Source organism: Streptomyces sp. B5E4 (assembly GCF_039871555.1).
Classification (GTDB): Bacteria; Actinomycetota; Actinomycetes; order Streptomycetales; family Streptomycetaceae; genus Streptomyces.
This window is the reverse complement of sequence record NZ_JBDPMI010000041.1, coordinates 41,406-61,897: the sequence shown is the minus strand read 5'-3', so window position 1 is coordinate 61,897 and position 20,492 is coordinate 41,406. Positions and strand designations below refer to the sequence as shown.

Here is a 20,492-nt window from a genome sequence, read left to right as displayed (position 1 = left end):
CCTCAGCGGCGGCGCCGTACAGTTCCGTGCCCTGTCCACGCATCGGTCCGCCCGGGTCCGCGACCGGCCCGCGGGGGTCACTGCTGCTCCTGCCACTCCGCCTGGGCCGCGTTCAACTGGTCCGCGAGCTGGTCGAGGAACTCCTTCGCGGTCATCTCGCCGAGAAGCACCTTCTGGAACGCCGGCTCGTTCTTCGTCTTGCTGATGTCGTTCCAGTCGGGGAGGTAGTACGGCAGTTGCACGATCTCCGTGCTGCCGTCCGTCAGCGACGCGAAGGCGGCGTTGTCGCGCGCCGACTCCTTGATCCAGGGGTCCCCGGCCGCCTCCGTGTTGGCGGGGATCTGCGCCGCCGACTCGTTCCACAGGCTGTTGGCCTCATGGGCCGCGGCGAACTCGATGAACTTCCAGGCCGCGCCCTTGTTGTCGCTGGACCTGAACAGCCCGAGGCCGTCGACCGGGTGGGAGACCTGCACCCGCTTCCCGCCGGGTCCGGTCGGCTGCGGCAGGCCCGCGAAGCCGCCCTCGCCCAGCGCCTTCAGGTGGTCCTGGTACGAGCCGAGGTTGTGGCTCAGCATGCCGATGTCGCCGTTGTCGAACTGCGCGACCATCTTCACGAAGTCGTTGTTCACGTCCGCCTCGGGCGTGACGTCCTTGTAGAGCCCGACGTACTTCTCCAGCGCCGCGACGTTCTCCGGCGCGTCGACCGTCGTCTCGCCGCCCTCCCAGAACTCGGTGAGGCCCGACTGCCCGTACATCACGTCCAGCGCCTGCGCGAGGGAGCCCTCACCGCCGCGGATGGTGTAGCCGAAGGCGTTGTTCTCCTTGTCGGTGAGCTTCTCCGCGGCGGCGTAGAAGGCGTCCCAGGTGGTCGGCGGGGCGAGCCCGGCCTCCTCGAAGAGGTCCGTGCGGTACCACAGCGTGCCGTTGTTGGCGGAGGTCGGCACCGAGTACATCTCCTCGCCGCGCCCGCCCGCGGCCCGGACGCTCTCGGTCATGCTCTCGGCCAGCACGCCGTTCAGCGCGCCGTCCTCGATCCGGCCGCCGACGGGCTCCAGCGCGTCCTGCGCGACCATGTTCGCGAGGTACGAGGTGGTGACGCCGCCGACGTCCGGCAGGCCGCCGCCCGCGATGGCGGTGTCGTACTTGGACTGCACGTCGGTGATCGGGATGGGCACGTACTCGACGTCGATGTCCGGGTGCGCCTTCTCGAAGTCCGCGATGATCTCCTTCCACACCGGCGTGCGCACACCGCCGTTGTTGTCCCAGAAGGTGATCGATCCCGCGCCCTTCCCCTCGCTGCCGCCGCCGGTGCTGCCGTCGTCGCCGCAGGCGGCCGCGGTGAGGGTGAGCGCGCTCGCCAGGCAGACGGCGGCGGCTGCTCTCAGTGGTGTGGTCATGGTCATGTGTCGGCTCATTTCGGTGGGATGAGGGAGGTACGGAGTCGGAGGGGGACCGGCGGCGTACGGGCTGCGCGCCGCCCCCTCACGCCACCGCCCGGCGCGCCAGCGCCGCGGCGGCGGCACGGTCCAGCCGGCCGTCGGCCACCGCCGTGACGACCCGCCGGGTCAGGCTCGCGCCCGGCGCCAGCGGCACCCGCGCGGACCAGGCCAGCGCCGAGCCGACACCGGGGTAGTCCCGCACGCGGACGAACCAGGGGTCGCGGCGGGTGGCGTCGGTGGCGCCGGCGAAGACCAGCGTCCAGGCCTCGGAGGCCAGCGCCAGCCAGGGCGCGGGCCGCCCGTGCACCGCCTCCTCGCCCGCGGCCGCCGCCGTGAAGACCAGCGGTGGGCGCTCCGTGCGCGGCGCCCGCCAGAAGTAGCCGCCGTAGCCCGCGCCGGGGCGGCCGTTGGTGGCGGGGCTGCCGAACGAGACCGGCCCGCCCGAGACGTTGGTCAGTGCGAACGACACGCCCAGCGCCCACGCCCCCTCGCCCGCCGGGGCGACCGCGACGGCACGGCGCTCGCGCAGCACCTCGGCGCCGCCCGCGTACCAGCTCAGCTCCTCGACGAAGCCGTCCGTGTCGCGCAGCAGCCACCCGGCGTGCCGCTGCTCGCCGTGGTCGGCCAGCTCGACCGGGCCGCGGCCGCGGACGAAGGTGCGCCCGCCCCAGAAGTTGGCGCCCGCGACGTCGGGGACGGCGATGCTGACGCCGAGGTGGTGCGGGTGGTCGCCGGGCATCAGCTCGGTGACCGGCACCCCGGCCAGGGTGGTGAGCGGGTGGAGGTACGGGCGCGGGGACAGCCGGGCGTCGAGGTGCGGGCGGTGGACGTAGCGGCCGACGCGACGCCCCGCGCAGCACAGCAGGGTGGCGGCGTCGGTGCCGGTGCGGTTGCGGGAGGGGACGGTCATACGTGGCTCACCTCGCTGCCGGCGGCCCAGGGGGCGCCGAGTTCGGAGTAGAGGGCCAGCCGCTCGGCGCCGGCGGCGACGAGCGCGTCGATGCCGGGCACCACGCGGCGCGCGGCCGGCGGACCGCCGTCCGCCGGTGCGGCGCGCCAGACGGCGGGCGGCAGCGGCACGGGGTCGGGGGCGGTGCGTACGGCCTCGACGACCCGCATGAACGCGCCGCCGTCCGCGACGGGGGCGAGCAGCGGGGTGCCGTCGCCGAGGTGGTCGAGGAGATTGCCGAGGAGGTCGGTCCTGCGGTACGTGATCTCCTCGGGGCCGTATCCGGCGCGCTGGAGCAGCACGCGGTCCTCCTTGTACCAGCACGTGATCCGGCCGGTGGTGCCGTGCACCATCACGTACGGGTCGGCCGCGCGCTCGGCGCACAGCGTGACGGCGGCGACGATCTCGGTGCCGCGGGCGGTGGTCAGCCGCAGACAGGAGGTGTCGTCGGCCTCGATGGCGTGGGCGCGGTACAACTCCAGCTCGATGCCGGTGATCTCGCCCGCCCGCACGGTGCCGTCCAGGGCGAGCGCGGTGGCGACGGCGTGCGCGAGCGGGTTGGTCAGCACCCCGTCGACGACGTCGACGCCGTCGAGCCGCCGCCGCCCGGTCCACGGCGCGCGGCGGAAGTACGCCTCGTCGCGCACCCAGGCGCCCGCGGCGCCGATGCCCCGTACCGCGCCGATGGCGCCGTCGGCGACGAGCGCGCGGATCGCGGGCAGGGCGTGCGAGCCGAGGGACTGGAAGCCGATCTGGCAGGCGACCCCGGCAGAGCGGCAGGCGGCCTCGATGCGCTCGTACAGCGCGAACGACGGCGCGGGCGGCTTCTCCAGCAGCAGGTGCACGCCGTACGCGGCGGCCACCACGGCGAAGTCGGTGTGGGTGGGGATCGGCGTGGAGACGACGGCCAGCCGGGCGCCGGTACGCGCCAGCAGCGCGGCGAAGTCGGCGTCCTGCACGACGGGTTCGCCGGCGAACTCCGCCCCGGTCAGCGGGTGCGTCTCGCAGACGCCGGCCAGCCGGGCGCGGCCGGCGCGCTCCAGCCGGCGGATGTTCGCCAGGTGCCGCCGCCCGTGCCCGCGGGCCCCGGCCAGCACGACGGGCACGGGTGCGGGTGTACGGAGGTCGGGCGTCGTCATCCCTTCACCGCCCCCGCGCTGAAGCCGGTGATCAGCCAGCGCTGGATGAACGCGAAGACGATCACCACCGGCACCGCCGCGATCACCCCGCCCGCCGCCAGCGCGCCCAGGTCGACGCTGTCGGCGCCGATGAGCGTGTTGAGGCCGACGGGGATCGTCTGTTTGTCCTGCTCGCTGAGGAACATCAGCGCGAAGAGGAAGTGGTTCCAGCTGTGGACGAACGCGAACGAGCCGACGGCGATCAGTCCGGGCCGCAGCAGCGGCAGCACCACCGCGCAGAACGCCCGGAAGCGCCCGCAGCCGTCGACCCAGGCGGCCTCTTCCAGCGCGTACGGCACGTTCTTGATGAACGTGCTGATGAGGATGAGCGACAGCGGGAGCTGGAAGACCGTCTCGGCGATGACGACGCTGCCCAGCGAGTTGATCATCTGCAGGTTGCGGAAGATCTCGAAGAGCGGGACGAGCATCAGCGCGCCGGGGATGAACTGCGAGCACAGCAGCCCGAGCAGGAACGCCTTCTTGATCCGGAAGTCGAAGCGGGCCAGCGCGTAGCCGCCGGCGAGCGCGACGCCGGTCGTCATCACGAGCGTGGCGACACCCACGAGCATGCTGTTCTGGAAGAAGGTCCCGAAGCTGCGCTCGGTCCAGACCTTGTCGAAGTGCTCGAACGTCATCGGCCACGGCACCAGCGAGGTGGAACCGGCGGGGCGCAGCGCGAAGAGCAGCATCCAGTAGAACGGAACAAGGGTGAACAGCAGGTAGAACCCGAGCGGGAGCCAGATCTGCCAGCGCGGCACCTCGTCGTACGCCCGCCGCCGGCGACGGCGTCCGCGGCGGGCCGGCGGGGCGGGCGCGGCGCCCGGGGCGTGCGGGGGCGCGGCGAGCGCGGTCGGAGCGGTGCTCATCGGTTGTCGCCTCCGAACTTGCTCAGGCGCAGGTAGAGGATCGAGCAGAAGAGCAGGATCACGAACGCGACGGTGGTCAGGGCCGAGGCGTAGCCGAAGTCGTGGCCGTGGATGCCGGTGTTGGCGACGTACAGCGGGAGGGTGGTCGTCTGGCCCGCGGGGCCGCCGCCGGTGAGGGTGTAGAGGAGATCGACGTTGTTGAACTCCCACACCGCGCGCAGCAGCGTCGACAGGATGATCGCGTCCCGCAGGTGCGGCAGCGTGATGTGCACGAACTGCCGCAGCCGCCCGGCGCCGTCGACCGCCGCGGCCTCGTAGAGGTCCTTCGGCACGGACTGGAGGTCGGCGAGGAGGAGGATGGCGAAGAAGGGCACGCCGCGCCAGAGTTCGGCCAGCACGGCGGCCCAGAAGACGGTGCCGGTGTCGGCGAGGACCGAGGTGCCGTACGAGCCGATGCCGGCGTCGGCGAGGTAGCGGCTGACGCCCGTGGCGGGGTTGTAGAGCAGCATCCAGATCGTCGTGGTGAGGACGCCGGAGACGGCCCACGGCGAGAAGACCAGCGCGCGGGCGAACGCGCGGCCCAGGAACGTCTGGTTGACGATCAGCGCGAGGGCGAGGCCGAAGGCGAGCTGCAGCCCGACCTCGACGACGACCCACTTGGCGCTGAAGGCCAGGGAGTCCCAGAACAGCGGGTCGTCGGTGAGCAGCGTGGTGAAGTTCTCCAGGCCCGCGAAGCCGTCGCGCCAGGGCTTGGTGACGTTGTAGTGGCGCAGGCTGTAGAAGAAGACGCTGAGCATCGGGTAGGCGATGAAGCCCAGCATCAGCAGCCCCGCCGGGGCGATCAGCAGATACGGAAGGCGCCGGGATCCCCCGCGCCGGCTGCCCCCGCGTCGGCTCTGCGCGCGCCGCCGGGCCGTTCCCGGCGGCCGCGCCGCGGCTTGGGCCATGTCTGCTCCTATCGGTGCCGTCGAAGCGCTTCGCGAACGTCGTTCGATGAGTCGGACAGGCGGGTACGAGGTGGTACGGGAGTGGTGCGCGCCCGGGGCGGTCAGCCCGCGTAGGGCTCGGGCACCCGGCCCGTACGGGCCAGGAAGGCGAAGTCGCAGCCGGTGTCGGCCTGCGTGATCTGGTCGGCGTACAGGGCGCCGTAGCCGCGCTCGTAGCGCGGGGGCGGCGGCGTCCAGGCGGCGCGGCGGCGGGCCAGTTCGGCGTCGCCGACCTCCAGCCGCAGGGTGCGGGAGGCCACGTCGAGGGTGACGAGGTCGCCGTTCTCGACGAGCGCCAGCGGCCCGCCGACGTACGCCTCGGGGGCGACGTGCAGCACGCAGGCGCCGTAACTCGTGCCGCTCATCCGGGCGTCGGAGATCCGCACCATGTCGCGTACGCCCTGCTTGAGCAGGTACGCGGGGATCGGCAGCATCCCGTACTCCGGCATGCCGGGGCCGCCCAGCGGGCCCGCGTTGCGCAGCACCAGCACGTGGTCCGCGGTGAGCGCGAGCGCGGGGTCGTCGATGGTGGCCTGCAGCTCGCGGTAGTCGTCGAAGACGGCGGCGGGGCCGGTGTGCGCGAGCAGCCGGGGCTCGGCCGCGACGTGCTTGATGACGGCGCCGTCCGGGCAGAGGTTGCCGCGCAGCACGGCCACACCGCCCTCGGCGGCGACGGGGTTGTCGCGGGGGCGGATCACCTCCGCGTCGTCCACCCGGGCGCCGGTGAGCTGCCGCCGCAGCGTGCCGGCGACGGTCGGGCGGTCGAGGTGCAGCACGTCGGTCAGGCGGGAGAGCAGCCCGGGGAGCCCGCCGGCGAAGTGGAAGTCCTCCATCAGGAACCGGCCGCCGGGCCGGACGTCGGCGAGCACCGGCACGGTGCGCGCGATCCGGTCGAAGTCGGCGGGGGTCAGGGCGACACGGGAGCGGCCGGCCATGGCGACCAGGTGGATGACGGCGTTGGTGGAGCCGCCGAGGGCGAGGACGGTGGCGGCGGCGTCCTCGTACGCCTCGCCGTTGAGGATCCGCGCGGGGGTCAGGTCCTCCTCCACCATCCCGACGATCCGCGCGCCCGCCGCCGCGGCCATCCGCTCGTGCCCGGAGTCGACGGCCGGGATCGAGGAGGCGCCCGGCAGGGTCATGCCGAGCGCCTCGGCGGCGGCGGTCATGGTGGAGGCGGTGCCCATGGTCATGCAGTGGCCGGGTGAGCGGGCGAGCCCGCACTCCAGCTCGGCCAGCTCGCAGTCGCCGATGAGCCCGGCGCGGTGGTCGTCCCAGTACTTCCACATGTCCGTGCCGGAGCCCAGGACTTCGCGGCGCCAGCGGCCGGGCAGCATCGGCCCGGACGGGACGAAGACGGCGGGCAGCCCGGCGCTGGCGGCGCCCATGAGCAGCGCGGGGGTGGTCTTGTCGCAGCCGCCCATGAGCACCGCGCCGTCGACCGGGTACGAGCGCAGCAGCTCCTCGGTCTCCATGGCGAGGAGGTTGCGGTAGAGCATGGGCGTGGGCTTCTGGAAGGTCTCCGAGAGCGTGGCGACGGGGAACTCCAGCGGGAAGCCGCCGGCCTGCCACACGCCGCGCTTGACGGCCTGGGCGCGTTCGCGGAGGTGGGCATGGCAGGGGTTGATGTCGGACCAGGTGTTGAGGATGGCGACGACCGGCTTGCCGAGGTGTTCCTCGGGCAGGTAGCCGAGTTGCCGGGTACGGGCGCGGTGGCTGAAGGAGCGCAGTCCGGCGGCGACCCCGTCCCCGTACCAGCGGTGGCTGCGCAGCTCGCGCGCCTGCCCGCGATCTTCGCCGGTCATATCCCCCACCCCCTAACGATCTCCGCCACCCGCTCCCGCACCGGCTCCGGCAGCAGCCGGCCCGGCGGGCGCACGCCGCGCCGGGCCAGGCCGAGGGCGGCCAGCGCTTCCTTGACGACGGAGACGTTGTCGGCGGAGGCGTCGGCGGCGCGCAGTTCCTCGAAGGGACGGATCTGCTCCCAGACGCGCATGGCCGCGGGGTAGTCGGCGGCGCGCAGCGCCTCCAGCATCGCGAGCGAGACCTTCGGCGCGACGTTGACCAGGCCCGAGGTGAAGCCGGTGGCGCCGCAGGCCCAGTAGGCGGGCGCGTACAGCTCGGCGAGCCCGGCGACCCAGGCGAACCGCTCCCGGCCGGCGTCGCGCGCGAACGCCGCGAAGCGGGCGGCGTCGGGGACGGAGTACTTGACGCCGACGACGTTGGGGCACAGCTCGCCGAGCCGCGCCAGCCGGGCGCCGTCGAGCCGGTCGCTGCGGATGTACGGCACCACGCCGAGCCCGGGGACGGCCTCGGCGACGGCCCGGTGGTAGTCGACCCAGCCGCTCTGCGAGACGTACGGGTGCACGGGCTGGTGCACCATCACCATCTCGGCGCCCGCCTCCCCGGCGTGCCGGGCGGCCTCGACGGCGGTGGGCAGGTCGTGGCCGACGCCGACGATCACGGCGGCCTCGCCGCCGACCTCGGCGACGGTCAGCTCGGTGACGCGGCGGCGCTCGCCGGGGCCGAGGGAGTAGTACTCGCCGGTGTTGCCGTTGGGGGTCACGGTCCGTACGCCGCCGTCGAGGAGGCGGCGCAGCAGCGCGCGGTACGTGTCCTCGTCGATGGCGCCGGCCGCGTCGAAGGGCGTGACGGGGATGGCGACGGCCTCGGCGAGCGCGGGCCTGAGGTGGTCCATGGGGCCGGCCTTCCTGTCGGGGCCGCCGGGGGCGGCGGTCATACGGGGAACGCCCGGGCGAGGAACGACGCGATGTGGTCGTGCAGCGCGGCGCCCGCCGCCTGCGCGTCGCCGGCGGCGGCGAGCCGGAGGATCTCCCGGTGCTCGCCGGCCTCGCGCTCCCAGGAGGGGTTGGCGGACCAGGCGACGGTGGAGACCAGCGCCGCCTGGTCGCGCAGATCGTCGAGCATGCGGCTGAGCAGGGGGTTTCCGCAGGGCAGGTACAGGGCGCGGTGGAAGTCGCGGTTGGCGAGGCTGCGGTCGGCGGCGTCGGGCGCGGACTCGGCGCGTACCAGGGCCTCTTCCGCGGCCTGCAGCGACGCCTCCAGCGCGACGGTGCGGCGCAGCGCCTCGGGTTCGAGCAGCAGCCGGACGTCGTAGACCTCGCGGGCCATGGTGGCGTCCACGGTGCGCACGGTGACCCCCTTGTACTGGCTCATCACCACGAGCCCGGAGCCGGCCAGCGTCTTGAGCGCCTCGCGCACCGGCGTCTTGGAGACCCCGAACTGTGCGGCGAGGTCGGCCTCGACGAGCGGCTGCCCGGGGGTGAGCTTGCCGGTGAGGATGGCGTGCTTGATCGCGTCCTGCACGTACTGCGTGCGGGAGGGGATCGGGCCTGGAGCGAAGGTCATGGCCGCCCTTGGATATCTCAGGTATCGCGTCTCATATATGACGTACGAAGTACGACGCGCTGAAAGTAGGACGGGGCCGGAGGTTCGTCAATGGGTGCGGCGGCACGAACTTCCGTGCCGCCGGGGGGAGTCGGGCGGTGCAGGGCGGTGGAGGCGTGGGGCGTACGGGCGTCGCCCCGGTAAGGGGCGTCCGGCTCAGGCGGTGCAGCCGGCGCGCAGCAGCGCGGCCTCGGCGAGCCGCCGGGAGACGGTGACGGGCTCGGGCACGGCGGACAGCCCGTACAGCACGGTCGCGCCCTCGTGGATCAGCAGCAGCTCGTCGGCGAGCAGCCCGGGGTCCGCCGCGCCGGCCCGCTCGCACAGCTCGCGCAGATAGCCGCGGAGCCAGTGCTTCTGATCGGCGATGACCTGGCGGCCCGCGTGCCCGGGGTCGGTCAGCTCGGCGGCGGCGTTGACGAAGCTGCAGCCGCGCGGGGACTGCCCGCCCATCCAGGTGCCGAGCGCGTCGAAGGTGGCCAGGATCCGGTCGCAGGCGGTGCCGCCGGCGGCGGTGCGCTCGACCTCGGCGGGCAGCCAGGTGCGCCAGCGCTCGTCGCGCCGGCGCAGGTAGGCGGCGACGAGGGCGTCCTTGGAACCGTAGCGGTCGTAGATCGTCTTCTTCGTCACACCCGCCCGGCGGGCGATCAGGTCCACGCCCACGGCCGTGATGCCGCGGTTGTAGAAGAGCGTCTCCGCCGCGTCCAGGATCTTCCGAGCCGCGGGTGTGAGCCGCGGCTGCACCGCCGTCTGTGCCGCCATCTGCGACCACCTCCGCCCGCGAGTATACCGACCTGTTTAGTACACTGGCCAGATCGAGTAAACCGATCGGTTTAATCCAGGAGGTCAGCATGGGTGTCACGGCCGTATCCGGCGGTCTCGTCGCGTTCTGGAGCTCCGGCTTCATCGGCGCCGAACTGGGCACCCGCGAGGCCGCGGCGGACACCCTGCTGATGTGGCGCTTCCTCGCCGCCGCGGCGCTCTTCTGCGGCGGCTGGCTGCTGCTGCGCCGCCGCAGGCTCCCGCGCCGGGCGCTGGGCGAGCAGGCCGTGATCGGCGCCCTGTCGCAGGGCGGCTATCTGGGCGCCATCGTCTGGGCCGTGGGCCTGGGCGTCCCCGCCGGCAGCGCGGCGCTGATCGCCGCGCTGCAGCCGCTGGCCGCCGGCGCGCTGGCCGGGCCGCTGCTCGGCGAGAAGGTGACCCGGCGGCAGTGGGCCGGGCTGGCGGTGGGCCTCGCGGGGGTGGCGCTCGTCGTACGGGACGACCTCGGCGGCGCCGGCGCGGCACCGCCGTGGGCGTACGCGCTGCCCTTCGCCGGCATGGCCGCCCTGCTCGGCGCCAGCTTCCTGGAGCGCCGGGCCCGCTCGCCGCTGCCGCCCGCCGACGCGGTGCCCGTGCACGTGCTGGTGAGCGCCGTGCTCTTCGCCGCGGTCGCCCTGGCCGGCGGCCGGGGCACACCGCCCGCGGGCGGCGGCTTCTGGCTGGCGGTGGCGTGGGTGGTGGTGCTGTCCACGGCCGGCGGGTACGGCTTCTACTGGCTGAGCCTGCGCCGCAGCGGGGTCACCGTGACCAGCGCGCTGATGTACCTGACGCCGCCGGTCACGGCGCTGTGGGCGTACGCGATGTTCGGCGAGGCGCCCGGTCCCGTGGCGGTGGCGGGAATGGCCGTCGCGGCGGCGGGAGTGGCGGCGGCGACCCTCGGCACGGGGGCCGCGGCGCGCCCGGCCGGTGACCGGGGACGTACCGGTTCGCAGGAGGTCCCCGTCCGGCGGACACGGGAGGAACCGCGGACCGGGGCCGTTCGTTAGCCGGTGCATGACTGCGATGACCCCTGGCTCGAACCTACCGCTCAGCGCCGCCCGGGTGGCCGTGGACGTCACCGCGCCGGTGCGGCTCGACGTCTCGGGCCTCCTGCTCACCACCGCCGGCAAGGTGCGCTCCGACGACGACTTCGTCTTCTACAACCAGCCCTCTGCCCCCGGGGTGACGCACCAGTCCGCCGGCGCCGCCGACTCCATCACGGTGGACACCGCGGGCGTGCCCGCGGACATCGAGAAGGTCGTGGTCACCGCCAGCCTGGACAACGGGACGTTCTCGGGCACCGAGCCGACGGCGACGGTGCGGGACGCGGCCAGCGGCGCCGTCATCGCCACGTTCACGCCGCCGCAGTTGTCGAGCGAGACGGCCCTCGTCGTCGTGGAGGTCTACCGGCGCAACGGCGCGTGGAAGGTGCGCGCCGTGGGCCAGGGGTACTCGAACGGGCTCGCCGGCATCGCCACCGACTTCGGCGTCAGCGTCGACGAGCCGGCGCCCGCGCCCGCCCAGGCCGCGCCCGCCGCCGCACCCCCGCCGCCGCCCGCCCCGGCCGCACCGCAGGCCCCGGCGGCCCCGCAGGCCCCCGCCGCACCGCAGCCGCCCGCCGCGCCCATGCCGCCGGCCGCGCCGATGCCGGGCTCCATGCCCCCGCCGCCCCCGGGCCAGTGGGGCGCCCCGGCCGCCCCGCCGCCCGCTCCCCCGGCGCCCGGCGCCCCGCCCGCGCCCGGCGGCTTCGGTCCGCCCCCGCCCGCCGCCCCGCAGCAGCCGGGACCGCCGCCGGCGGCCGGGCAGCCCGGGAAGATCAACCTCGACAAGGGCCGGGTCAACCTCCAGAAGAACCAGACGGTCTCGCTGGTCAAGGGCGGCCAGCCGCTGATGACCACGGTGAAGATGGGCCTGGGCTGGGAGCCCGCCTACGGCGGCGGCCGCCGCCGCGCCAAGTCCATCGACCTGGACGCCTCCGTCATCGCGTACGGCCCCCAGCGCAACAAGATCGACAACTGCTTCTTCGGCAAGCTCCAGATCCTGGGCGGCGCCATCCAGCACTCCGGCGACAACCTCACCGGCGAGGGCGCCGGCGACGACGAGGTCATCACCGTCCACCTCGGCGGCCTGCCGCCGGAGGTCACGGGCCTGGTCTTCACGGTCAACTCCTTCTCCGGCCAGAAGTTCACCGACGTCGCCAAGGCGTACTGCCGCCTGCTGGACGGCCAGACCGGCGAGGAGCTGGTCCGCTTCGACCTCACCTCGTCCGAGCCCCGCACGGGCGTGCTCATGGCGAAGTTCATCAAGCAGTTCAGCGGCGAGTGGGAGATGACCGCCCTCGGCGAGTACGTCGACTCGCGCACCGTGAAGGGCATGGTCAAGCCGGCCGCGGCGGCGCTGTAACCCCCGTAGTCCCCCCGCGCGCACATGCGGCGGGGCCCGGTCGCGGACCGGGCCCCGCCGTCGTCGTGTCCGTCGCCGCTACGCCAGGTCGCGGACCCGGACGTTGCGGAACTCCACGACCGACTGGGTGTCGTGGTTCTGCAGGCCGACGTAGCCTTCGGCGAACTGCCGGCCGCTGGTGCCCGGGTCGTCCGGGCGGCCCGGGAAGGGCAGGCCGGGCTTGTTCTCGAACTCGTTGATGACCTCGCCGTTGCGGATCACCGTGTACTGCTGCCCGACCACCCGGATCTCCAGGTCGTTCCACACGCCCTTCTCCGTGGGCTTCGCCGCGGCGAGGTCGAGGTCGGCGAAGCCGTAGACGGAGCCCGTCTTGCGCGGGTCGTTGCCGCCGGTCTCGGCCGAGTCGTTGATCTGGATCTCGTGCCCGCAGTTGACGGACACCCACGCCGGGTCGTTCGTGCGGCACTCCGGGTTCGCCGCCGGGTCGACGCCCGGGAAGCGGACGAAGACGCCGCTGTTGGAGCGGCCGCTGTCCGCCCGCTCGTCGCGGAACTGCAGCCGCAGCGAGAAGTCGCCGAACTTCTCCTTCTCGTACCAGAGCAGCCCGAGCCCGCCGGTGGGCGGGGTCGGGCCCGTGGCCATCGAGCCGTCGTCGTTCAGCTCGAAGCCGCGCCCGCCGACATAGCCCCAGTCGTCGAACGACTCCTGGCTGCCGTCGAAGATCACGTCGTACGGCGCCGGCCCGTTCTTGCCGCCGATGCCGGACTGCGCCGCGGTCACGATCAGGCGCGCGTACTCCCCCGGGCCGATCACGTCGGCGCGCAGCAGGGAGCCCGACACCTTCCGGGTGTGCGCCACGAACGCGCCCCGGTTGTCCCAGGCACGCTCGTCGTCGATGAGGTCGTTGATCGTGCAGCCGCCCCCGGCGGCGCGGTTGCGCACGCCGCTGTCGTCGTCCAGGAAGCGGACGGTCGGGCGGGCGTCGGGGGCCGCGCAGGTGGTGTCGCCGGCTGGACCGGCGGCGCCGGTCGGGGACTCCCCGGCCGCGGTCGCGGTCGGGGCGAGCAGTCCGGCGGCGAGGGTCGCGGCGGCCAGGGCGGTGCCGGCGAGCGGGAGGCTCGTACGACGCATGGTGTGGCTCCTCGGATGGTGTCGACAGGCGTACGGGTCAAGGGGCCGTGGGGGGATGCGGTGCTACGGCGCGGAAGGTGCCCGGAGCCGGCCGGTGCGGACCCGGCTCCGGGCGCGCCGCGCACCGGTCTACCCCGTGCGCGGCTGCCGGTCGCGGCCCGCCGGCGCGCGGGGTGACCCGCGCCCGCCGGGCGTGTGCGTGCGGCCTTCCCCGCCGCCGCTGCCCGCCGGCGCTCCCCTCGGGGCGCCGGCGGTGGTGCGTGGCGGCGTGCGGCGTCAGCCGCCGCCGAGATGGAAGCTGTCCAGCCTGAACTCACCTCCGGTGAACACCAGATACAGCGACGTCGTCCCGGCGGGCGCGTCCGTCACGTCGGCGCTCACCTCGTGCCACCCGCTCGCACCCCCCACGGGGGCGGTGGCGAGCAGCGGACCGTCGGGCGCGCCCGCGCGCAGTTCCACGGCGCCGTCGGTGCTGCCGGCGGCGTCGACCCGGGCGGACAGGCGGGCGAGGCCGCTGAGCACGTACGGCTCGAAGGCGATCCACTCGCCGCCCCCGCCGGTGACGGCCCGGCCGCCCTCGGCGCCGCTCGCGGAGCCGGCCGTGGCGCCCTCGGCGGTGTCGAAGTGCTCGGCCTGGCGGTGCGCGGGCTGGAGCTTGTGCTCGGCGCTGGTGTTCAGCGCGGGCACGGCGGCCGTGGCGCCGCCGCCGTCGGTGTAGCGGGCGCGGATGAGGCCGAAGAGGTTGGCGTTGTCGTCGTGCCGGTCCTCCTCGAAGGTCTCGATGGTGCCGGTGCAGCCCTCCTCGAAGGTCATCGGATGACCGTGGGCGTCGTGGCCGAGCGCGTAGTCGACGCGCACCCGGGAGCAGTCGATCTCGCCGTCCTCGGCGTCGGAGACCGCCACCTCGAACGGGATGGCGTCGCCGTACTCGAAGACCGTGCCGTCCGCGGGCAGCTTCAGCTCCACCTCGGGCGGGGTGTTGCCGACGACGACGCGGACGGCGGAGGTGCCGGTGTTGCCGTCCGGGTCGGTGACGGTGAGGACGGCGGAGTACTGGCCGTCCTTGCCGTAGTTGTGCTGCGGGTTCTTCTTGTCGGAGGACTTGCCGTCACCGAAGTCCCAGCGGTAGCGGAGCTGTTCGCTGTCCCGGTCGGCGGTGCCGGCCGAGGAGAACGCGACCTTCAGCGGCGCGTGCCCGGTGGTCGCGTCGGAGGAGGCGACGGGCTCGGGAGCGAAGCCCTGGGAGGCGTTCTGGATCCGGTACAGGGCGGAGTTCTGGTCGCCGTTGAAGAAGCCGGTGCCGTAGTCGAGGAAGTACAGCGCCCCGTCGGGCCCGAACTCCATGTCCATGATCTTGCTGCCGGACGAGAAGTCCTCGATGGCGCCGACACCGCCGTCCTCGCCCACACCGATGGTCTTGATCCACTCACGGCCCTGCTCGCCGGCGAAGAACAGCTCGTCGTAGCGCTCGGGGAGCTGGAGCCGGGAGCCGAGGTCCGGGTCGTGGCGGAAGACCGGGCCGGCCATCGGGGACTCCGAGCCGCTGCCGAACTCCGGGATGGAGTTGCCGTCGTAGGCGATCCAGGCGGACTGGGCCGGCGGCAGCTCGGTGAGGCCGGTGTTGCGCGGCGACTCGTTGCGGGGCGCGGCGCAGTCGAACGCCTCGCCGGACGCGCCCGTGGCGAAGTCGTAGTCGATGTAGGCGTCGTTGGCGCCGTGGCAGTACGGCCAGCCGAAGTTGCCGGCCTCGGTGATCCGGTTGAACTCGACCTGGCCGCCGGGCCCGCGCTCGGGGTCGGCGGCGCCGGAGTCGGGGCCGTAGTCGCCGACGTAGACGGTGTCGGTCGCCTTGTCGACGCTCATCCGGAACGGGTTGCGGAAGCCCATGGCGTAGATCTCGGGCCTGGTCTTCTCGGTGCCGGGCGCGAAGAGGTTGCCGTCCGGGACGGTGTACGAGCCGTCGGCGGGGTCGACCTTGATACGCAGGATCTTGCCGCGCAGGTCGTCGGTGTTGCCCGCGGAGCGCTGCCCGTCGAAGGACGGGTTGCGGGTCTCGCGCTCGTCGATCGGCGTGTAGCCGTCGGAGGAGAAGGGGTCGGTGTCGTCGCCGGTGGACAGCAGCAGGTTGCCCTCGCTGTCGAAGGCGATGTCGCCGCCGTTGTGGCAGCACCGGCCGCGGTCGGTGCCGACTTCCAGCACGGTCTGCTCGCTGCCCGGGTCGAGGGTGCCGTCCTCGTTCAGGGTGAAGCGCGAGAGGCGGTTGACGCCCTCGTACGCCTCGAACTCGGCGGGCGTGCCATCGCTGGGCGCGATGCCGTGGGGGGTGTCCATGACGGGCGCGTAGTAGAGGTAGACGGCGCGGTTGTTCTCGAAGTCCGGGTCCACGCCGACGCCTTGGAGGCCGTCCTCGTCGTGCGGGTAGACGGGCAGTTGGGCGGCGACGCGGGTGCCGCCCGCGGCGCCGGTGTGATAGAGGGTGCCGTCGCGCGAGGTGTGCAGCACGGCGCCGTCGGGGAGCACGGCGAGCGCCATCGGCTCGCCGACCTGGTCCACGCCCTTGGCGAGGGTGACCTGTTGCAGGTCGGGGGCGGCGGGGCCGTCCTGGGCCGCCGCCGGGGGCTCGTGCGCGGCGCCGGTGGCGGCCATGCCGGGGGCGAGGCCGCTGCCGAGGAGCAGGGCCCCCGCGAAGGCCGCCAGGGCGGTGCGGAGTCTCGGTCGGGTCTTGTGCACGTTGCGTCCTCCCGTGGGTGACGGGTACGGGGCATCGTTTTGCGACATACCTGACATGCGTGACTGGTGTGCGGACAGGTGACTCGTGTGCTGACAGGCGCGCGCCGCCGTCAGGACCGTAACCGCTTTCGTCCCTGCCGAAAAGAGCTTCGGCAGGAACCGGAGTCAACTTCATCCCGGGCTAGGACAAAGCCCAGTTGGGAGCGCACGCGAGCGCCCGGCCGCATACGGGCCGGGCGCTCGCGGACACGTGCCGCGCGGGGCGGCGGCGGGGCGGTGTTACGCCGTGGGACGGGAGCGGGCCTTGAAGGCCGCCTTGCGGGCGTCCTTGGCGACCTGGCGGTCCGGGTGCAGACGGCCCATCGCCTCCAGCACCTCCGGCGTCGCCGGGTGGTCCACGCGCCAGGCGGCGGCGAAGAAGCCGCGGTGCATGCCCACCAGGTGCTCCACCAGCTCGCGCAGCTCCGGGGTGTCGTCCCGCAGCCCGCCCAACTGGGCGGCGACGGTGTCGACTGCGAGCCAGAAGACCATGTCCTCGGTGGGCTGCGGCACCCCGGTCACGCCGCGTTCGGTGAGCCAGACGCGCGCCAGACCGCCCAGTTCGCGGTCGTGGAGTACGTCCCGTACCGCCGGCTCCGCCTCGCCGCCCGCGACGGCCAGCGCCTGCTGGCAGGCCAGCCGGCGGGCCGGGGCGCGGTCGTCGGTGCCGCGGGCGGCGTCGAGGAGCTCGGCGGCCGCCTCGGCGGGCTTGCGGTCCTCCAGCCACGCCTCGGCCTCCGTCTGGGCGACCGGGTCGGGCAGCCGGGGCAGGGCGTCGAGGAGGACGTAGGCGTCCTCGCTCGCCAGCTCGCCGACGAGCGGGGCGACCACGCCCTCGGCGAGCATCCGCCGGCGCAGCGCGTACAGGCCGAGGGGGGTGAGGCGCACGACGCCGTAGCGGGAGACGTCCGCGTCGTCGGCGCCGTCGTCGGGCTCGTCCGCGGCCGGTGCGGCGCCGGCGGCTTCGAGGAGGATCTCCTCGGCCACCGGGCGGTACGCCACGACGCCGACGGGCTCCAGCATCCGGAACTGTTCGTCGAGCCGCAGCACCGCCTCGGAGACCTCCGCGAGCACCTCTTCGGTCGGCTCGTCCATGTCGTCCGGTACGACCAGCGAGGCGGCCAGCGCCGGCAGCGGCACGGCGCCGTCGGTACCGGGGCCCTCCAGGGCGGTGAGCAGATAGAGGTTGCCGAGGGCGCCGTCGAGGAAGTCCGCGTCGGCCTCCGGGTCCCAGTCCAGCCGGTCGAGGTCCAGCTCCTCGCCCGCGGTGATCTGCTCGACCAGCGCGCTCATGTCCGGCAGCGCGGCGTCGGACAGCACGCACTCGCAGGCGGCGGCCCACAGTTCCAGGACGTCGGCGGGGGCGCCGCCGGTGACCAGCCGCAGGTCGGCGCTGGGAGCCGCGGTGCCCAGCTCCTCGTCGTCCTCCTCCGGCGCCGTGACGTCGACCAGGCCGACGTCCACGGCGATCCGCCACGCCTCGCCGGCGACCGCCCGCGCCTCGCCCTCCTCGTCCGCGCTGTCCTCCAGGCCCAGCTCCGCCGCGGCCTCGCGCACCTCGGCGTCGGGCAGCTCGCCGCCGGCGCCCACCCGCAGCCCGGGACCGGCCCAGCGGGCCAGCCGGACGGCCCGCGCGAAGAGCGGCGAAGCCAGCGCCTCCCGGGCCAGCTCCGCCTCGGCGGGCAGCCGGACGGGCGGGAGGACGGTGCGGTCTGCGGTCATCGACAACTCCGAAGACTGGGGATCAATCGGACGCTGCCCAAGGGTAGCCCCCGGCGGGCCGTGGGGCCGCCGACGCCGTTCCGGCGGGGCCGTGCGTGCTCTGTTCACTTCGCGTTCCTTGACAACGCCCGTACACGCGCACGAGATTGACGCGCGTAGACGCACGTCTCGTTCTTCCCGTCCTGTCGCTGTCCCGGAGGACACCATGCCACGCGCCCGCCCCGTCCCGTACGCCGTCGCCGCCGCGCTCGCCGCCGCCCTGCTCACCGCCCCCGCCGCCGGGGCCGCGGCCGCCGGGGCCGGCGACGGGCAGATACGTATCCGCGACATCCAGGGCGACACCCGGATATCCCCGCTCGCCGGCGAGCAGGTGACCGGCGTGCCCGGCATCGTCACCGCCGTCCGCGCCTTCGGCTCCGCCCGCGGCTTCTGGGTCCAGGACCCGAAGCCCGACACGGACGCCGCCACCGGCGAGGCCGTCTTCGTCTTCACCGGCCCCACGACCCCCGGCGTGGCGCCCGGCGACGCGGTCGAGGTCTCCGGCTCGGTCACCGAGTACTACCCCGGCGGCAAGAACGCCGGGCTGCAGTCCGTCACCGAGCTGACCGGCGCCACGTGGACCGTCGTGTCCTCCGGCAACCCGCTGCCCGACGCCTTCGTGCTGCGCGACGCCACCGTCCCCGCCCGGTTCGCGCCCGACGCGGGCGGCGGCAGCATCGAGGACCTGCGGCTGCGCCCCGGCTCGTACGCGCTCGACCGCTACGAGTCGCTGGAGGGCATGCGGGTCGCGGTGCGCGACGCCCGGGTCGTCGGGCCCAGCACCGACTTCAACGAGCTGTGGGTGACCGCCGAGCCCGCGCACCACCGCACCGCCCGCGGCGGCGTGCTCTACGCCGGCTACCGCGACCCCAACGGCGGCCGGCTCAAGGTCGCCTCCCTCATCCCGTTCGCCGAGCGCCCCTTCCCCGTCCTGGACGTCGGCGACCGCCTCGGCGGCACCACCGAAGGCCCGCTGGACTACGACCAGTTCGGCGGCTACGAGCTGCAGGCCACCGCCCTCGGCGCCGAGCAGCGGACCGGTCCCGGCCCCGAGTCCACCCGCCCGCAACGCGACGCCGAACTGGCGGTGGCCACGTACAACGTGGAGAACCTCTCCGCCCGCGACGGCGCCGCGAAGTTCGACCGGCTGGCCCGCGCTCTCGTCGACGGCCTCGCCTCCCCCGACATCGTCGCCCTCCAGGAGGTGCAGGACGACAACGGCGCCACCGACGACGCCGTGACGAGCGCCGACGCCACCCTGCGCAAGCTGACGGACGCGATCGCCGCCGCGGGCGGGCCCGCGTACGAGTGGCGCCAGATCGACCCCGCGGACGACGCCGACGGCGGCCAGCCGGGCGGCAACATCCGCGTCGCGTTCCTCTACGACCCCGCGCGGGTGTCCTTCACCGACCGCCCCGGCGGCGACGCCACGACGCCCGTGCGGGTCACCTCCGACGGCGGCGCCCCGGCGCTGTCCGCCTCCCCGGGCCGTATCGCCCCCGGCGACGCGGCCTGGAACGACAGCCGTAAGCCGCTCGCCGGCGAGTTCACCTTCCGCGGGCGGACGGTCTTCGTCGTCGCCAACCACTTCAACTCCAAGGGCGGCGACCAGGGGCTCGACAGCCGCTTCCAGCCGCCCGCGCGCGGCTCGGAGGAACAGCGGATCGCGCAGGCCGCGGCGGTCAACGGGTTCGTACGGGACGTGCTCGCCGTGGACCGGAAGGCGGGCGTCGTCGTCGCCGGCGACATCAACGACTTCCCCTTCTCACCCGCCGTGGCCCGGCTGACCGCAGACCGCGCGCTCGTCGACCTGGTCGACGGGCTGCCGCGCGACCAGCGCTACGGCTACGTCTTCAACGGCAACTCGCAGGTGCTGGACCACATCCTGACGAGTCCCGCGCTGGCCGCCCGCGCGGACTACGACATCGTGCACCTCAACGCCGAGTACGCCGACCAGGCCAGCGACCACGACCCCTCGGTGGTCCGGCTCAGGCCCTGACGGGCGGCGGGCCGGGAGCCGGTGCCGGGCCCGGCACCGGCACGTCGTCGCCGACGAGGTGGCGGGCGAGCAGCGTCGCGCCCGCCACCGCCCCCGGCATCACGACCACCGCGGCCAGCGGCACCAGGAACAGCAGCACGATCGGCACGCCGAAGCCGAGCGCGAGCATCTTGCGCCGGCGCAGCAGCGCCAGCCGCCCGCGCACGTCTATCCCGCGGCGCTGCAGGGCGAACGAGGTCAGCTCGACGGTGAGGAAGAAACCGGCGACGGCGAAGCCGAGCGCGGGCACGATCGTCTGGCCGAGGAACGGGACGAAGCCGAGGAAGAAGAGCGGCACGGTGAACATCAGCGCCCGCGACAGCACATGGACGCTCTCCTTCAGCGACCGCCACAGCCCCGGCAGCAGCGGCTCGTCCGGGCCGGGCGGGCAGGAGCCCGCGTCCTCCTCGACGCGCCCGGACAGCGCCTCGTAGAACGGGTCCCCGATCAGCAGCGCGACGGCTGTGAAGGTGAGCAGCGCCAGGCCGATGCCGCCGAGCAGCAGCAGCGCCGTGAACAGCCCGCGCAGCAGTCCCGGCCAGGGTGAGCCCCAGTCGTCGGCGAAGGGCGTGGCCCACACCGCGATGTCGTCGGCCCAGTACGCGAGGGCGGCGAGCGCGGCGGCGTAGAGCACGAGCGCGATGAGCGCGGGCACGAGGCCGAGGGCCCACGACCGCCCGTGCCCCGCGGCCCAGCGCAGCCCCTTGCCGACGTAGCCGAATCCGGTGGTGAAGTCACGCATGCCCGCAACCCTAGGGGGTCACGGGCA

The 20,492-nt window shown here is 74.1% G+C and carries 16 protein-coding genes; 3 read left to right on the top strand and 13 right to left on the bottom strand.

From position 1 onward, the window contains the following. Positions 1 to 77 precede the first annotated feature (77 nt). The 9 genes from ABGA99_RS33680 to ABGA99_RS33640 form a co-directional block, all read right to left on the bottom strand. Positions 78 to 1,403, bottom strand: a complete 1,326-nt coding sequence (locus ABGA99_RS33680; RefSeq protein WP_347575647.1) for a sugar ABC transporter substrate-binding protein — start codon at positions 1,401 to 1,403, stop codon at positions 78 to 80. A 79-nt stretch (positions 1,404 to 1,482) separates the two neighbouring features. Continuing rightward, positions 1,483 to 2,349, bottom strand: coding sequence for a PmoA family protein (locus ABGA99_RS33675; protein WP_347584114.1), 867 nt, complete (start codon positions 2,347 to 2,349; stop codon positions 1,483 to 1,485). Further along, a complete protein-coding gene (locus ABGA99_RS33670; protein WP_347575645.1) occupies positions 2,346 to 3,527 on the bottom strand; it encodes a Gfo/Idh/MocA family oxidoreductase in 1,182 nt (393 codons plus the stop codon). Before ABGA99_RS33670 ends, ABGA99_RS33675 begins: the two co-directional genes overlap by 4 nt. Beyond that, on the bottom strand, positions 3,524 to 4,432 hold the full coding sequence (locus tag ABGA99_RS33665; RefSeq protein WP_347575644.1) for a carbohydrate ABC transporter permease: 909 nt from the start codon (positions 4,430 to 4,432) through the stop codon (positions 3,524 to 3,526). Before ABGA99_RS33665 ends, ABGA99_RS33670 begins: the two co-directional genes overlap by 4 nt. Next, entirely contained in the window at positions 4,429 to 5,379 is a 951-nt protein-coding gene (locus tag ABGA99_RS33660) for a sugar ABC transporter permease (protein ID WP_347575643.1), read from the bottom strand. The genes ABGA99_RS33665 and ABGA99_RS33660 overlap by 4 nt, the downstream gene beginning before the upstream one ends. Before the next feature lie 101 nt (positions 5,380 to 5,480). Beyond that, a complete protein-coding gene (araD, locus tag ABGA99_RS33655; protein WP_347575642.1) occupies positions 5,481 to 7,220 on the bottom strand; it encodes an L-arabinonate dehydratase in 1,740 nt (579 codons plus the stop codon). Beyond that, positions 7,217 to 8,113: a dihydrodipicolinate synthase family protein gene (locus ABGA99_RS33650; RefSeq protein WP_347575641.1), complete on the bottom strand. Its 897-nt coding sequence runs from the start codon at positions 8,111 to 8,113 to the stop codon at positions 7,217 to 7,219. The genes araD and ABGA99_RS33650 overlap by 4 nt, the downstream gene beginning before the upstream one ends. 38 nt (positions 8,114 to 8,151) lie before the next feature. Further along, positions 8,152 to 8,784 carry a GntR family transcriptional regulator gene (locus ABGA99_RS33645; protein ID WP_347575640.1) on the bottom strand — a complete coding sequence of 211 codons (633 nt, stop codon included), beginning with the start codon at positions 8,782 to 8,784 and terminating at the stop codon, positions 8,152 to 8,154. Between the two features lie 195 nt (positions 8,785 to 8,979). Continuing rightward, positions 8,980 to 9,582, bottom strand: coding sequence for a helix-turn-helix domain-containing protein (locus ABGA99_RS33640; protein WP_347575639.1), 603 nt, complete (start codon positions 9,580 to 9,582; stop codon positions 8,980 to 8,982). Between the two features lie 89 nt (positions 9,583 to 9,671). Between ABGA99_RS33640 and ABGA99_RS33635 the strand changes: the two genes are divergently transcribed. Both ABGA99_RS33635 and ABGA99_RS33630 read left to right on the top strand, forming a co-directional pair. Then, on the top strand, positions 9,672 to 10,628 hold the full coding sequence (locus ABGA99_RS33635) for a DMT family transporter (protein ID WP_347575638.1): 957 nt from the start codon (positions 9,672 to 9,674) through the stop codon (positions 10,626 to 10,628). Positions 10,629 to 10,644: 16 nt separating this feature from the next. After that, the gene (locus ABGA99_RS33630; protein WP_347575637.1) at positions 10,645 to 12,024 is read left to right on the top strand and encodes a TerD family protein; all 1,380 of its coding nucleotides are present in this window, start codon (positions 10,645 to 10,647) and stop codon (positions 12,022 to 12,024) included. A gap of 78 nt (positions 12,025 to 12,102) precedes the next feature. Here ABGA99_RS33630 and ABGA99_RS33625 read toward each other — a convergent pair whose 3' ends face one another. The 3 genes from ABGA99_RS33625 to ABGA99_RS33615 form a co-directional block, all read right to left on the bottom strand. Further along, entirely contained in the window at positions 12,103 to 13,155 is a 1,053-nt protein-coding gene (locus ABGA99_RS33625) for a DUF1080 domain-containing protein (RefSeq protein ID WP_347575636.1), read from the bottom strand. A 276-nt stretch (positions 13,156 to 13,431) separates the two neighbouring features. After that, entirely contained in the window at positions 13,432 to 15,801 is a 2,370-nt protein-coding gene (locus ABGA99_RS33620; protein ID WP_347575740.1) for a PQQ-dependent sugar dehydrogenase, read from the bottom strand. 363 nt (positions 15,802 to 16,164) lie between these two features. Further along, positions 16,165 to 17,646 carry a hypothetical protein gene (locus ABGA99_RS33615; RefSeq protein ID WP_347584113.1) on the bottom strand — a complete coding sequence of 494 codons (1,482 nt, stop codon included), beginning with the start codon at positions 17,644 to 17,646 and terminating at the stop codon, positions 16,165 to 16,167. Between the two features lie 205 nt (positions 17,647 to 17,851). Here ABGA99_RS33615 and ABGA99_RS33610 point away from each other — a divergent pair, with 205 nt between their 5' ends. Next, positions 17,852 to 19,684: an endonuclease/exonuclease/phosphatase family protein gene (locus ABGA99_RS33610; protein ID WP_347584112.1), complete on the top strand. Its 1,833-nt coding sequence runs from the start codon at positions 17,852 to 17,854 to the stop codon at positions 19,682 to 19,684. Here ABGA99_RS33610 and ABGA99_RS33605 read toward each other — a convergent pair. Continuing rightward, entirely contained in the window at positions 19,674 to 20,465 is a 792-nt protein-coding gene (locus ABGA99_RS33605) for an EI24 domain-containing protein (protein WP_347575633.1), read from the bottom strand. The genes ABGA99_RS33610 and ABGA99_RS33605 overlap by 11 nt on opposite strands. Between the last annotated feature and the right edge of the window lie 27 nt (positions 20,466 to 20,492).

Coding starts and splice junctions, on each gene's coding strand:
- ABGA99_RS33615 (WP_347584113.1), bottom strand. CDS start 17,646: ATGACCGCAGACCGCACCGTCCTCCCGCCCGTCCGGCTGCCCGCCGAG.
- ABGA99_RS33640 (WP_347575639.1), bottom strand. CDS start 9,582: ATGGCGGCACAGACGGCGGTGCAGCCGCGGCTCACACCCGCGGCTCGG.
- ABGA99_RS33680 (WP_347575647.1), bottom strand. CDS start 1,403: ATGACCATGACCACACCACTGAGAGCAGCCGCCGCCGTCTGCCTGGCG.
- ABGA99_RS33610 (WP_347584112.1), top strand. CDS start 17,852: ATGCCACGCGCCCGCCCCGTCCCGTACGCCGTCGCCGCCGCGCTCGCC.
- araD (WP_347575642.1), bottom strand. CDS start 7,220: ATGACCGGCGAAGATCGCGGGCAGGCGCGCGAGCTGCGCAGCCACCGC.
- ABGA99_RS33625 (WP_347575636.1), bottom strand. CDS start 13,155: ATGCGTCGTACGAGCCTCCCGCTCGCCGGCACCGCCCTGGCCGCCGCG.
- ABGA99_RS33670 (WP_347575645.1), bottom strand. CDS start 3,527: ATGACGACGCCCGACCTCCGTACACCCGCACCCGTGCCCGTCGTGCTG.
- ABGA99_RS33645 (WP_347575640.1), bottom strand. CDS start 8,784: ATGACCTTCGCTCCAGGCCCGATCCCCTCCCGCACGCAGTACGTGCAG.
- ABGA99_RS33630 (WP_347575637.1), top strand. CDS start 10,645: ATGACCCCTGGCTCGAACCTACCGCTCAGCGCCGCCCGGGTGGCCGTG.
- ABGA99_RS33660 (WP_347575643.1), bottom strand. CDS start 5,379: ATGGCCCAAGCCGCGGCGCGGCCGCCGGGAACGGCCCGGCGGCGCGCG.
- ABGA99_RS33620 (WP_347575740.1), bottom strand. CDS start 15,801: ATGGCCGCCACCGGCGCCGCGCACGAGCCCCCGGCGGCGGCCCAGGAC.
- ABGA99_RS33675 (WP_347584114.1), bottom strand. CDS start 2,349: ATGACCGTCCCCTCCCGCAACCGCACCGGCACCGACGCCGCCACCCTG.
- ABGA99_RS33635 (WP_347575638.1), top strand. CDS start 9,672: ATGGGTGTCACGGCCGTATCCGGCGGTCTCGTCGCGTTCTGGAGCTCC.
- ABGA99_RS33665 (WP_347575644.1), bottom strand. CDS start 4,432: ATGAGCACCGCTCCGACCGCGCTCGCCGCGCCCCCGCACGCCCCGGGC.
- ABGA99_RS33650 (WP_347575641.1), bottom strand. CDS start 8,113: ATGGACCACCTCAGGCCCGCGCTCGCCGAGGCCGTCGCCATCCCCGTC.
- ABGA99_RS33605 (WP_347575633.1), bottom strand. CDS start 20,465: ATGCGTGACTTCACCACCGGATTCGGCTACGTCGGCAAGGGGCTGCGC.